This window comes from Comamonas sp. 23 (assembly GCF_049601575.1).
GTDB classification, from domain to species: Bacteria; Pseudomonadota; Gammaproteobacteria; order Burkholderiales; family Burkholderiaceae_C; genus Comamonas; species Comamonas squillarum.
In genome coordinates this window covers 1,756,130-1,768,978 of the sequence record NZ_CP187127.1, presented here as the reverse complement: position 1 = coordinate 1,768,978, position 12,849 = coordinate 1,756,130, and the positions used below count along the sequence as shown (strand labels likewise).

The window sequence follows — 12,849 nt, the reverse complement described above, 5'->3', positions numbered from 1 at the left end:
GACGTTTAAGAAAGATCCAGCCCAGCCTCTCTGAGCCGAGCACGCAGATCATGAATTCCCACAAAGTGGATGGCATTGAGCCCCACACGCCTGGCCGCTTCCACATTACGCAGGCTGTCATCAATGAAGAGGGTGGATCTGGGGCTCAAACCGAATCGTTGGATGGTGAGCTCAAAAATCTCGCCTTGAGGCTTTACAAGTCGCTCGTGACCCGAGACAACGATGCCCTCGAACCAGTTGAGAAAGTCAAACCGCGCTTGCGCGATAGGAAAGGTCTCGGTAGACCAGTTGGTCAGTGCCAGCAAGCGCAGATGCCGCTGCCCGAGCTCCCTCAAAATGTCCACCACATCGTTGTTCGCACCAGGCATCATTTCCTCCCATCGATCGTAGTAGGCGCGAATGTTCGCCTCCTGGGACGGATGCCTTTCAATAGCTTCTGCAATGGCATCACTCCATGGCCTGCCTTGGTCCTGACGTTCGTTCCAATCAGGACTGCACACTTCTGCCAAGAACGCTTCCATACCTGCAACGTCCAGGCCAAAAATCTTTCGGTACAAGTGTCTCGGGTCCCATTGGATCAGCACATTGCCGAGGTCAAAAATGACGGTATCTATCAGCGGTCCGTTCATGCAATCGCTCAAAGTAGTAGAACCGCTGCACCTTATACCAAACGATGGATGTTGTTGCCGCTTGCGTAGGGCTTGCTAGCTGCTGCTCAACGCTTTGCAGCTCAACAGATGACTGGGCTTGATCACAACTCACCCTCGTAGAGGCCCCATTCATGAGCCCCGCTCATGGCGGCATGCGCCCCAAAGGGCTCAATCAAAAGTCGTTCCACCTCTAGCATGCAAGCCATGGACCACCCAGCCGCGCCAGCGGCCCTTCCCTGGAGTTGACTATGCACACTGACAGCAACACAGGCACGCACGTGCCCACCCGAATCCCTGACATCCGCCTGCACTGTGCGCCACAGGAGGCCGCATGAGCAAACACCTGATCGCAGCAGGCGCCTCCATGCTGATCAGCAGCAGCATCGCCCAAGCCCAGGGCATCCATATCAGCCCCGCCGGCACACCAGCCACGATGATCGGCGCGGCGCAGAACTTCAGCGGCCATGTGGCCGTTGACATCAAGGCCGCGGGCGACAGCGCGCAGCATGGCAGCGTGGGCATGGTCGACTTTGCGCCGGGGGCCCGCACGGCCTGGCACACCCACCCTGTCGGGCAGCTGCTGGTGGTGACCGATGGAAAAGGCTGGATACAGCAGGACGGCCAGCCCCGGCAAAACATCCAGGCCGGTGATGTCGTCTGGATCGATGCCGATGTGCGCCACTGGCATGGGGCCGCCACCACCACCGGCATGCGCCATATGGCGGTGACCTATCTCAAGAACGGCAAGAACGCCGACTGGAAGGAGCTTGTCAGCGATGCGCAATACAACCCCCGCTAAATACCTGCAGCAGCTGCTGTGCGCCACCGGGTTGGTGGTGATGGCCGGTGACTCATCAGCACAGAGCACGGCCACCCGCCCGGCAGCCGCGAGCGCACAGGCCTGCGCTGCCAACGGCCAAAGCCCATCGCCCTCGCAGGTGCTGAGCGCCCAGCAGCAGGCTATCTTGCCTATCGCAGCGTTTGCGGCCGCAGGCGACATGGAGCGGCTGACCTCCAGCCTGCAGGCGGGGTTGGAAGCCGGCCTGACTATCAGCGATATCCGCGAAGTGCTGGTGCAGCTCTATGCCTATGCCGGCTTTCCGCGCAGCCTCAATGCGCTGAGCGCGTTCATGCAGCTGCTGCAGCAGCGCGAAAAAAGCGGCATTGTCGATGCACCCGGCTGCCCACCCAGCCGCGCCATTGCGCAAGGCGATGCGCTGCGCGCTGCCGGCCGCGCCAACCAGACCCAGTTGGCGGGCGCGCCCGTGCAAGGGCCCTTGTTTGACTTTGCGCCTGCGATGGGTGAGTACCTGCAGTCGCACCTGTTTGGCGCCATCTTTGAGCGCGACAACCTCGACTGGCACAGCCGCGAGCTCGCCACCGTCGGCATGCTGTCGGCACTGCCGGGAGCTGAATCACAGCTGCAATCGCATATGCGCATCAGCCTGAACGCCGGGCTGAGCGCCGCCCAGCTGCAGCAGGCGGTGCAGCTGCTGGACAGCCGCGTGGGCGGCGCCCATGGCCAGCGCGCCCGCACGGCACTGGCCAACACCTTGGCGGCGTTGACTGGCCAGACGCGTTAAAGCGCTAGCCCTTGCTGGCCTCGCCCTGCACCTGGCCCCAGCCACCGCCCAGCGCCTTGTACAAGGCCACGCTGGCGCGCAGGCGCTCCTGCTGCAGCTGCACCGCCAGGTCCTGCGCCTGGTACAGCGAGCGCTGCGTGTCGAGCAGCACCAGCTGGGTCTCGGCCCCCGCGCGGTAGCGGGCCTCGGCCAGCGCCATCGCTCTGCGGGCCTGGCGCAGTTCTTCCTCCTGCGCCAGCGCCTGCTGCTGCACACCGGCCACGGCGTTCAACGCGGTCTGTACATCGCTGAAGGCCTGGACGATGCTCTGGCGGTAGGCCAGCAGCAGCTCCTCGCGCTGGGCCATCACCAGGTCGCGGTTGGCGGCCAGGCGGCCGGCATCAAAGATGGGGGCAGCCAGGCCTGCGGCCAGCGCGTACAGCGGGTTGTCCAGCACACGCTGCAGCTGCCGGCCTTGCGCACCCAGCTCGGCCGTCAAGGTCAGGCGGGGCAGCATGGCGGCGCGTGCGGCTTCCAGGTCCGCATCGGCCGCCTGCAAACGGGCCTCGGCACGGGCAATGTCGGGCCGGCGGGTGACCAGCGCGATAGGCTGGCCCTGGTCGATGCGGGGCACCTGCAAGGCCAGCACACTGCTTTGGCTGACAGCAGGGCCTTGCGCCTGGCCTAGCAGCAAGGCCAGGCTGCGCTGGGCATCGTCCTGCTGCTGGTCCAGCGCCGCCAGCGCCCGGCGCTGCGCCGCCACCAGGCCGCGCTGCTGCGCCAGCTCCAGCGATGTGGCCGCGCCAAAACTGGCCTTGGATTCAACCAGCGCCAGCAGGCGCTCGGCGATTTGCAGATTGCGCTGGGCAATCTCACCGCGCTCACGCAGGCCCACGTTCAGCAGCCAGGCATCTGCCACTGCGGCGGTGACCGACAGGCGCACCGTGTCATGGTCAAAGCTGCTGGCGCGCAGCGCAGCGCCTGCCGCATCACGCTGCGACTGCAATCGGCCCCAGAGGTCGAGCTCATAGCTGGCGGCCAGGCCGACCGACAGGTTGCGGCCCGTCGTCTCGGCGTGGCCCCCCAGCCGGCCCTGGTGCCCAGCCAGGGCAGAGGCATTGACCGTAGGCAACAGCTCAGCCCCTGCATAGCGGGCGCTGGCCTGCGCCTGCTGCACCCTGGCCATGGCGGCGGCCACATCCAGGCTGCGCTGCTGCGCATCGTCCACCAGCGCATCGAGCTCCGCGCTGCCAAAGCTGCGCCACCAGCCCTGGCTGACGGCATCGCCTTGGGCTGCATCACTGCGCTGCCACTGGGCCGGCACATCCAAGGCTTGCAACTGCGCCTGCTGCACCTGCGTGGGCGCCGACACACAGCCGGCCAGCACCAGGGCCGCTGCCAGCGCGCTGGCGATTGGGAAGATCTGCATACTCACTCTCCTGCCAGGGCCCGTACCGGGTCCAGGCGCGCAGCCGTCTTGGCCGGCATATAACCAAACACCAGACCGGTGACCACCGCGCAGGCAAAGGCACCGGCCATGGCCCGGATGGAAAACACCACCGGCACACCGGCCAGCACCAGCACGGCGCCTACCAGCGCGCCCACCACCAGGCCCACGGTGCCACCGGACAAGGTCACTAGGCTGGCCTCGGTCAAGAACTGGCGCAGGATATCGCTCTGGCGTGCGCCCACCGCCATGCGGATACCGATCTCCCGCGTGCGCTCGCGCACCGTCATCAGCATCACATTCATCACGCCAATGCCGCCCACCACCAGCGACACGGCAGCAATCAGCCCCAGCATCACCGCCATGCTCTGGCGCGTGGCCGCCTCGGCCTGGATGCGAGCGGCGGCATTGCCAATGCCAAAGTCCTCGCGGCCGCCATGGCGCGCCAATAGCACGCGGTGCATGGCCGCCTCGGCCTCGTTGACCACGTCAGACGACATCGCCTCCACCACCACATAGTCCGGCTGGGTCTGCGCCTGGTAGACGCGTGCCCGGCCCGATTGGTAGGGGATAAAAACCATGTCGTCGTAATTCTGCGCACCCGAATCGGCACCACGCTCGCTCATCACGCCAATCACCTCAAAGGCCGAGGTGCCGATGATCAGCTGCCGCCCCAGCGGATTGGGCTTGTCGGGGAAGAAATGCTGGTGCGCCTTGTGGCCCAGCACCACCAGCGGCGCCAGATCGCGGTCCTCGGTGTCCGTGTAGTAGCGGCCCAGCTTGGGCTTCCAGTGGTGCACCAGCGGCATCTCTTGGCTGGAGGCAAACACATAGACCTGCTTGTCGGCATTGCCATAGCGCACGGTGATGGGGTCGCCAATCACCGGCATCACGCGCCGTATCTCGGGCAGCTCGCGCACAGCGGCCAGGTCTTCTTCGGTGATCTGGCCGGCCGGCCCGCCGGTCGCTGGCGGCTTGCTGCCCATGTAGAGAATCGCCGTGCCCATGGTGCCCATCTGCTCGACCACCTTGCGCCGCGCGCCCTCGCCAATGGCCAGCATCACGATCACCGAGACCACGCCGATCACAATGCCCAGCAGGGTCAGGCTGGTGCGCACGCGGTTCATGCGCATGCCGCGCCAGGCCGAACGCGCGGCCTCCAGCAGCTCGGCGACCAGCGGCGCGGCCGAGGCACTGCCGCCCTGGGGCACCGGCGCCAGCTGCATGCGGGTGCTGTCGCTGGCAACTGTGCTTGACGTGGTGCTTGTGTCGGCGCTTGCGGCAGCGCCGGCAGCGGCAGGCGCTGCCTCGGCCTGGCTGGCACTGTCACCCACGATACGCCCATCGCTGATCTCGATGACGCGCTGCGCCTGCGCCGCCACATCGCGGTCGTGCGTGATCAGGATGATGGTGTGGCCGGCAGCGGCCAGCTCACGCAGCAGCGCCATCACCTCGGCACCGCTGTGCGAATCGAGCGCACCGGTGGGCTCGTCGGCCAGGATGATATGGCCGCCATTCATCAGCGCCCGCGCAATCGACACGCGCTGCTGCTGCCCGCCCGAGAGCTGGTTGGGCCGGTTGCCCAGGCGCTCGCCCAGGCCCAGGCGCTGCAGCAGCGCCTGCGCGCGCTGCACCCGCTCCCCCTTGGGCAGGCCAGAGTAAATGGCCGGCATCTCCACGTTCTCACTGGCGCTTTCGCTGGCAATCAGGTGGTAGCCCTGGAAGACAAAGCCAAAGGCCTCGCGCCGCAGCCAGGCCAGCGCGTCCGAGTCGAACTGCGCCACATCCTGGCCCTGGAAGTGGTAGCTGCCGCCGCTGGGCCGGTCCAGGCAGCCCAGGATGTTCATCAACGTGGACTTGCCCGAGCCCGAGCTGCCCACGATGGCGACAAACTCGCCCGCGTCAATGTCCAGGTCGATGCCATACAGCACCGTCACCAGCGGCTGGCCGCTGGCGGGGTCGCCATAGTGTTTGCGAATGCCGCGCAGTGCGATCAGTGGCTGCTGGGGGTCAGCCGCGTCGCTCACCATTGCAGCCACCTGGGGCCACGCTCGAGCGGGGTCTCGCCGATGACGACCTTCTCACCTTCGGCCAGCCCGTCGAGCACCTCCACCTGGTGGCGGCTGCGTATGCCCAGCTTCACGCTGCGGGTCTGGGGCTGGCCATCGGCACCCAGCACCCGGGCCACATGGGCGCCTTCGTGGGCCTTGTCTTCTTCCACCGCCGTCAGCGCCACCGCCAGCGCCTGGCTGGCACTGGCGCTGACAAACACCACCTGCGCCGTCATCTGCGGCATCAGCTCGGCGTCGTCGTTGTCCACATCAAACAGCACGGTATAGGCCACGGCCTTGGTTGCTGGCGCCGGCGTTTGCGCATTGCCGGCGGGCTGAGCCTGGTTGGCCGCAGGCGCGGGCAGCACCTGGCGCACCTGGCCCTTCCAGCGCCGGGGCTTGGTCTGACCGGCTCCGCCCAAGGTGGTGAAGTAGACCGGCATGCCCTCTTTGACGCGGCGCACATCGGCCTCAGACACCTCGGTCCAGACCGTCATCGCCGACAGATCGGCAATGCGCAGGATATTGGGCGTCTGGTAGGTGGCGTTCAGCGTCTGGCCCTCGCGCGCCTCGACCGACACCACGGTGCCCGCCATCGGTGCATAGATGCGGGTGTAACCCAGGCGCGCCTCGTCGGCCTTGAGCGATGCCTGGGTCTGGCTGATCTGGGCCTTCAAATGGTCCATGCGCGCCACGGCCATCGCCAGGTTGGCTTGCGCGGTCTGCAGGTCTTCCTCGCGCGTGGCCTCGTGCGCGCTCAGCTGCTGCTGGCGCTGCAGCTGCTGGCCCGCCAGCCGGTGCTGGGCCTGCTGCTCGGCCAGCTGGGCACGCAAGCCCGCCAGGGATGCACGGCCCGCATCCACGGTGGCCCGCTGCACGCTGGGGTCAATCTCCACCAGCAGATCGCCCTTGGCCACCTCGGCACCGGGCTGCACGCGCAGCTTCAGGATCTGGCCCGAGACCTGGGCGCCGACATCCACATAGCTGCGCGGCTGCAAGGTGCCAATCGCCGTCACCGTGGCCTCGATATCCTGGCGCGCCACCGGCTCGCTCTGGTAGGCCATGGCCGGGCGGCCCGACCACCACAGCAGCGCGCCTGCCACCACCGCCGCCACAGCAACCGCTGCCACTCCCACACGCGAGGCCTTCATGAGATGTCTCCCTCAGCCACGCCCAGCCACTTCTTCTGCATAACCGCCATTGCTTCCCCCACCTATTTCTCAGCAGACCCTCAGGCCCACCACCAACCCCACAAGGCCAGCGGCGCCAGCGCAACCGCTGCACGCGCTGCCCAGCGCGGCGCAGCCGCAATCCACAACACGGCGACCAGTGACCCGACCGATATCCAACCCAGCCAGGCCACCACCCCCACGGTGGCGCCCCAGCCGCCCACACTGGGCAGCGCGGCGGCCGCCAGCAGCAAGCTGCCCAGCAGTCGCAGCAGCTGGCCGCGCCGCCGTGGTATTTCTCGCTCGCCCGTCAACTGCTCATGGTGGCGCTCCATCGCAAAGGCCAGGGCCGTCATGCCGGCAAAGGCCAGCGCCAGTGCATACGCCGATGCTTGCCAACTGCTCATGCGCCCACCTGTACGTTGTTGGCGGCGGAAGACGCCGCATTGCCCGCGACCAGCGCCCGGCGCCGCCACAGCACACGGCAGGCCCAGACGGCGGCCAGGCCAAAGGCCCAGGCGACCAGTTCCACGCCGGCGCTTTCCCAGTCGCCGCGCAGCAGCTGGGCGGGCCAGTGGTCACCCACGGTCACGGCGTTGAGCACCGGCAGCAGCAGGCACAGCGCAGCCAGCAGCGCCATCTGTTCCAGCCAGGCCTTGGCCGGCGCGCGCAGCAGGCCATGCAGCAGCGCGGCCAACCACAGGCCAAAGAACACGCCCAGCTCCCACTGCGCGCGCTGCGGCAGCTCCAGCGGCAGCAAACGGTTGGCCCAGAGGTAGCCGATACAGGCGACGCCCAGGCCGGCAACGGCCGCCACATTCAGCCCCTCGATCAGGCGGTAGACAGCAGCCGTTGCGCTGCCAAACTCGCCCATGTGCTTGCTGCGGCGCTTGACGACAAACAGGATGGCGCCGGTGGCCATCATCGCGGTGCCCGCCAGGCCGCAGACAAAGTACAGCCACTTCATCGGCCAGCCACCAAACTTGACCATGTGCAGCCCGCCCATCACCGATTGCGCGAGCGACGCGCCGCCGCCCTCGGCCTGGCCGGGCATGCGCAGCTGCAGCAGCTCGCCGCTGGCGGCCGAGAACATGGCCATGCCGGTGTTGGGGCTCAGGCGCTTGTCGGCGTTGGCATCGCTGTTCCAGCCATAGATGCCCACGCGCGCCGCCGCATCGCCGGGGTGGTTGACCACCACGGCGCGCACGGGCTGGCCTATCAGCGCCTGGCCACGTGCGGCAAAGCTCTCCAGATCGGGCACCGCCATGGCTTCGCCCGAGCGCGGCGGCTTGCCCGGCTCGCCCAGCTGGGCCGCAAAGGTCTGGACGGCGCCGGGCGCGGTACCGTACTGGCTCCAGATGCCAGCGGGCATAAAGGTCAGGGCCGATATTGCAATGCCGGTGTAGGCAATCATCAGCTGAAACGGCAGGGTCAATACCGCCACGGCATTGTGCGCATCGAGCCAGCTGCGCTGGCCCTTGCGGCCGCGGAAGGTGAAGAAGTCCTGAAAAATCCGCTTGTGCGTGACCACGCCACTGATGAGCGCCACCAGCATCGCCATGCCGGCCACACCCACCACCCACAGCCCGGCCTGGCCGGCATGCAGCTCGTAGTGGAAATGCACAAAATGCTCGCCGCCCATCGTGGCCCGCATCGCGCCATGGTGGTGCTCGTCCAAAGGCTCGCCCGTGCGGGTGTCCAGCTCGGCATCGGCGTATTGGCGCTGCTGGTCAAACCAGTACACCTTCAGCTCGCCGCCGCCCTTGGCATCAGTCGGCCAGATCTCCCACATCTCGGCGCCTTGGTGGTGCTTTTCCATAAAGGCCGCGCCCCAGGCCAGGCGCTGGCCCCGGCTGGAGGCCAGGCCGGCGGCCTCGGCAGCCGCCTGCTCGGCCTCATGCGCCGCTTCTTCGGCATGGTGCTCGGGCATCATCCAGTGGCCAATCGCTTCCTGGAACACCGCCAGGGTGCCGGTCAGAAACACCGCATACAGCAGCCAGGAGAACCACAGCCCGCACCAGGTGTGCAGCCAGGCCTGCGCCTGGCGAAACCCGCCCCGCCCTGCGCCGCTGCCCGGCCGCCTGTCAATCACGGTCTTGCCCATGTCAGCGCCCCAACACCAAAGCGCCCGCTGCCAGCAGCAGCGCGGGCAGTGCAATCCCCAGCCAGACCTTGCCCGGCGAGACCGGCGAGAACGCCCACACTGCCGCCAGCGCATGCAGCGCAAAGCTCCACTGCATGCCAGCCAGTACGGCCTCGGCGCGGGCAGCGGGCAGCACAGCCGCTAAAAAGACGGCCAAGGCGCTCGCCAATGCATAGCCGCCAAAGAAGGCGGCCAGCAAGCGGCTCAGGACGGACAGGCCCGGGTGGGCGCTGGGTGCGTTAGGAAGGGGGTACATGGATAAGGGCATCGTGGTGGTGGGATAAGAAACAGCTGCGCTTGGTGCGCCAGCGAAGCGCCAAAGCTTCTCCTCTTACTTGACACGCGAGATGCAAAAAAGGGCCAAATGGTTTGTAAGCGGCTGTCCAGCACTCCCCGGCTCGCCCACACCGTCCGGCAGGCCAGGTAGGTGCCCATCAGTCCCTGTCGCTCATGAGGGGCTGGTCACCAAGCTCGTCAACATGTCTACAGACTGGGACATGCTCTGCCCGTCCTGGCCAGGCCACCCACAGCAGGTCGGCACAGGGCCAGCGCAAACCGCTCCATAACGCGCGGGTGAAGGAGGCAGACAATTCCATGGGGCTGGATCATAAGCCATGTAAAGAGAATCATTCTCAATATCCACAGCAGAAAAAAGTAATCTCCCTATGAAAACACCTTCCGATCTGGCAAATCCTTTAGCGCCCACTGGCATGGTTGGGTCGCGACAATATCAGCCAAATTTAGCCATATGTAAACTTCGATAAGCATGCGAGATATCAAGAAGATGGACCTGAACCTGCTCAAGGCGCTGGACGCACTGCTCGATGAGCGCAGCGTGACGCGCGCCGCCGGCAGGCTGGGGCTGACCCAGCCGGCGATGAGCGGCATGCTGCAGCGCCTGCGCGAGAGCTTTGCCGACCCCTTGTTTGCGCGCGTCCAGCGCGGTATGGTGCCCACGCAGCGCGCGCTGGATCTGGCCCTGCCAATCAAGCAGATGCTGTGCGAGATCGATGCGCTGCTGCAGCCGCCAGTATTTGACCCCAGCACCGCCCGGCTCACCTTCCGCATCGCCGCCACCGACTATGCGCTGCGCGCCATTGCCGTGCCCTTTTTGGCGGCCTTGAAGCGCCAGGCGCCCAGCATTCGCGTCTCGCTGATCCCGCTGGAGCCGCGCCTGGTGCAGGGCCAGCTCGAGCGCGGCGATATCGACCTGGCGTTTTTGACTGGTGACAACACCCCCCAGGACATGCATGCGCGCCAGCTGTTCCAGGAGCACTATGTCTGCGTGATGCGCGAAGGCCACCCCGCTGCGGGCCGCAAGCTCAGCGTCAAGCAGTTCTGCGCGCTGGACCATGCGCTGGTGTCGTACGAGGGCGGCGGCTTCCACGGCGTGGTGGACGAAGCGCTGGAGAAGCTGGGCCAGCGCCGCGATGTGACCTTGTCGCTCAAATGCTTTGTGGTGCTGCCCGATATCCTGCGCTCCAGCGACCTGGTCGCCGTGCTGCCCAGCCGCCTGGTCGCTGGCATGGAGGGGCTGTCGGTCTGCAAGCCGCCCGTGGAGGTGCCAGGTTTTAGCAAGCTGGCCGTCTGGCATGAGCGCAGCCACCACAACCCGGCGCAGCGCTGGCTGCGCGAGCTGCTGTTTTCCGCGACCCAGGTATAGCGGCCCCGGTTGGGGGCCGCATGCAGCAGCTCCTCTGGATCGCCGCATGAGCGCCTAGCAACAGGGTTGCGGCGCTTATGGCGCTGCCCAGGGCGGCGACTGGATGTAGTGGTCCCAGCAAGCAGGCTGCTGCGCTGGAGCGCCTTGGCAGCTACGCCAGCCTACGGCATACCAGGCTTTACCGCCGTTGCAGTAGTCGCCTGATTTCTTGGCGTCGCTGCGCCAAATTTCTTTCTCCAGCGTGTCGTTCCAGTCTTTTGTCTTCACGGGGCTTGTGCTGGGTGTGAGCTGGCCCATGGCGGTGTTGGTGACGCCGGGGAAAATTTCAATGCCAGGCGTGGCGCTGCGCATTTTGAAAGCCGCAGCAAGGGGCACGCCTGATATCAGCCAGGCATATGGCCGCCATAAAAAACCAGCATTTGATTTATGGCTGTAGCACCTCAATTGCAGGCGATGGACGGCCGGAGCAGCCCCTGTTTGGGCTGGCGCCCCCCGCCTTGCAGATGTGAAAGCGATCTGCGGGCGGCAGCTTCGGCGGCCGTTCCATCCCTTATTTTTCCACCCCAAGCATTGCCATGTCAGCCCTGTTTACCCCCTTTACCCTCAAAGACGTCACCCTGCGCAACCGCATTGCCGTGCCACCGATGTGCCAGTACAGCGCCACCGATGGCTTCAGCAACGAATGGCACCAGGTGCACTACCCCTCGATCGCCCGGGGCGGCGCGGGCCTGGTGATTGTTGAAGCCACTGGCGTGTCGGCCGATGGCCGCATCAGCCCTGCGTGCCTGGGCCTGTGGGATGACGCCCATGTGCCCGGCCTGGCGCGCATTGCCGCCGGCATCGAGGCGGCAGGCGCCGTGCCCGGCATCCAGATCGCGCATGCCGGCCGCAAGGCCAGCGCCAACAGCCCTTGGGAAGGCGACGACCATATTCCCGAGAGCGACCCGCGCGCCTGGCAAACCATTGCGCCGTCGGCCATCGCCTTTGGTGGAGACCTGGGCCGCGTGCCCCGGGAGATGACCCTGGCCGATATCGAACGCGTCAAAGCCGACTTTGTAGCCGCCGCCCGCCGCGCGCTGGCCGCCGGCTTCAAGTGGCTGGAGCTGCATTTTGCCCATGGCTACCTCGCCCAGAGCTTTTTCTCGGCCCACGCCAACCAGCGCCAGGACGCCTATGGCGGCAGCTTTGACAACCGCGCCCGCTTTGCGCTGGAAACGCTGGCCGCCGTGCGCGAAGTCTGGCCCGAAAACCTGCCGCTGACCGCCCGCTTTGGCGTCATTGAATACGATGGCCGCGATGAGGAAACCCTGGCCGAATCGATCGAGCTGGTGCGCCGCATGCGCGAAGGCGGCCTGGATCTGCTCAATGTCAGCGTGAACTTTGTCATCCCCGGCGTGCAAATCCCCTGGAGCGAGCCCGCCTTCCTGGCCCCGATTGCCCAGCGCGTCAGCCGCGAAGCGGGCCTGCCTGTCGCATCGAGCTGGGGCATTGACGACCCCGAGCTGGCCGAGCGCGTCGTAGCCGAAGGCCAGATGGCGCTGGTGATGATGGGCCGCTCGATGCTGGCCAACCCGCACTACCCCTACACGCTGGCCCAGCAGCTCAAGGCCGCCCGCCCGGACTGGGTGCTGCCTGCGCCTTACGCCCACTGGCTGGAGCGCTACCGTGGTGCGGGCAAGCAGGCGGCGGTGGCGGCCTAAGCGGCCCTCACCCTCCAAGACCGGCCAAGCCTCTCCTGGCCGGTCCGCGCTACCGCTTTTTAGAACCGGTAGCGCGCCCTTCAGCTCGCCAGCAGGCACAGGCGAGGGAGGCACCGTGCAGCGGCTGGCTGATCCGGGGCATGGAGAACCGGCGCGGTGCAGCCCCAGCGCAGCAACATGCACACCAAAATTCGGCTTTCGTCATTCAAGCCAATCTTGCTTGCACTCATCGATCAGATCTATAAACATGGGCTGTACTGTGGCAAGAACACATCAGCACGGCCGGCTTCCACGCGCGTAAAAATCAGCAATGACCAGCCCGCTTGCGACGCTTAAACGGGGTCTGGATCGCCCCAATGCGGGTGTTCACTCACTGATGCGCCAGCACAGAGCAAGCACCGAAAACCGGATCAGCGCATGCAGTATGCCATGCTAAATCCTTGAAAAAGTTCAATTTCTGATCT

Annotated in this window: 12 protein-coding genes; 4 read left to right on the top strand and 8 right to left on the bottom strand. The window is 66.2% G+C overall.

Features of this window, described 5'->3' with window-relative positions; genetic code table 11:
• Positions 1-5: 5 nt before the first annotated feature.
• Entirely contained in the window at positions 6-629 is a 624-nt protein-coding gene (locus ACPEE1_RS07950) for an HAD family hydrolase (RefSeq protein WP_423935876.1), read from the bottom strand.
• 352 nt (positions 630-981) lie between these two features.
• Between ACPEE1_RS07950 and ACPEE1_RS07945 the strand changes: the two genes are divergently transcribed.
• Positions 982-1,449, top strand: coding sequence for a (R)-mandelonitrile lyase (locus ACPEE1_RS07945; RefSeq protein ID WP_116925872.1), 468 nt, complete (start codon positions 982-984; stop codon positions 1,447-1,449).
• Positions 1,427-2,233, top strand: coding sequence for a carboxymuconolactone decarboxylase family protein (locus ACPEE1_RS07940; RefSeq protein WP_260719980.1), 807 nt, complete (start codon positions 1,427-1,429; stop codon positions 2,231-2,233). Before ACPEE1_RS07945 ends, ACPEE1_RS07940 begins: the two co-directional genes overlap by 23 nt.
• Before the next feature lie 4 nt (positions 2,234-2,237).
• Here the strand turns inward: ACPEE1_RS07940 and ACPEE1_RS07935 are convergent, their stop codons facing one another.
• The 6 genes from ACPEE1_RS07935 to ACPEE1_RS07910 form a co-directional block, all read right to left on the bottom strand.
• Positions 2,238-3,641, bottom strand: coding sequence for an efflux transporter outer membrane subunit (locus tag ACPEE1_RS07935; protein WP_260719981.1), 1,404 nt, complete (start codon positions 3,639-3,641; stop codon positions 2,238-2,240).
• 2 nt (positions 3,642-3,643) lie between these two features.
• The gene (locus ACPEE1_RS07930) at positions 3,644-5,686 is read right to left on the bottom strand and encodes an ABC transporter permease (protein ID WP_423935873.1); all 2,043 of its coding nucleotides are present in this window, start codon (positions 5,684-5,686) and stop codon (positions 3,644-3,646) included.
• Positions 5,683-6,861, bottom strand: a complete 1,179-nt coding sequence (locus ACPEE1_RS07925; protein WP_423935871.1) for an efflux RND transporter periplasmic adaptor subunit — start codon at positions 6,859-6,861, stop codon at positions 5,683-5,685. Before ACPEE1_RS07925 ends, ACPEE1_RS07930 begins: the two co-directional genes overlap by 4 nt.
• An 80-nt stretch (positions 6,862-6,941) precedes the next feature.
• A complete protein-coding gene (locus tag ACPEE1_RS07920) occupies positions 6,942-7,286 on the bottom strand; it encodes a DUF3325 domain-containing protein (RefSeq protein ID WP_182342925.1) in 345 nt (114 codons plus the stop codon).
• The gene (locus tag ACPEE1_RS07915; protein ID WP_423935869.1) at positions 7,283-8,983 is read right to left on the bottom strand and encodes a PepSY-associated TM helix domain-containing protein; all 1,701 of its coding nucleotides are present in this window, start codon (positions 8,981-8,983) and stop codon (positions 7,283-7,285) included. Before ACPEE1_RS07915 ends, ACPEE1_RS07920 begins: the two co-directional genes overlap by 4 nt.
• Before the next feature lies 1 nt (position 8,984).
• Positions 8,985-9,278: a DUF3649 domain-containing protein gene (locus tag ACPEE1_RS07910; protein ID WP_116925866.1), complete on the bottom strand. Its 294-nt coding sequence runs from the start codon at positions 9,276-9,278 to the stop codon at positions 8,985-8,987.
• A gap of 510 nt (positions 9,279-9,788) precedes the next feature.
• Between ACPEE1_RS07910 and ACPEE1_RS07905 the strand changes: the two genes are divergently transcribed.
• The gene (locus ACPEE1_RS07905) at positions 9,789-10,685 is read left to right on the top strand and encodes a LysR family transcriptional regulator (RefSeq protein WP_116925865.1); all 897 of its coding nucleotides are present in this window, start codon (positions 9,789-9,791) and stop codon (positions 10,683-10,685) included.
• A gap of 75 nt (positions 10,686-10,760) precedes the next feature.
• On the opposite strand, the gene ACPEE1_RS07900 is transcribed toward ACPEE1_RS07905, so the two are convergent.
• Positions 10,761-11,036: a hypothetical protein gene (locus tag ACPEE1_RS07900; RefSeq protein WP_423935866.1), complete on the bottom strand. Its 276-nt coding sequence runs from the start codon at positions 11,034-11,036 to the stop codon at positions 10,761-10,763.
• A 224-nt stretch (positions 11,037-11,260) separates the two neighbouring features.
• On the opposite strand from ACPEE1_RS07900, the gene ACPEE1_RS07895 reads away from it, so the two are divergent.
• Entirely contained in the window at positions 11,261-12,385 is a 1,125-nt protein-coding gene (locus ACPEE1_RS07895; RefSeq protein WP_116925863.1) for an NADH:flavin oxidoreductase/NADH oxidase, read from the top strand.
• Positions 12,386-12,849: the final 464 nt, after the last annotated feature.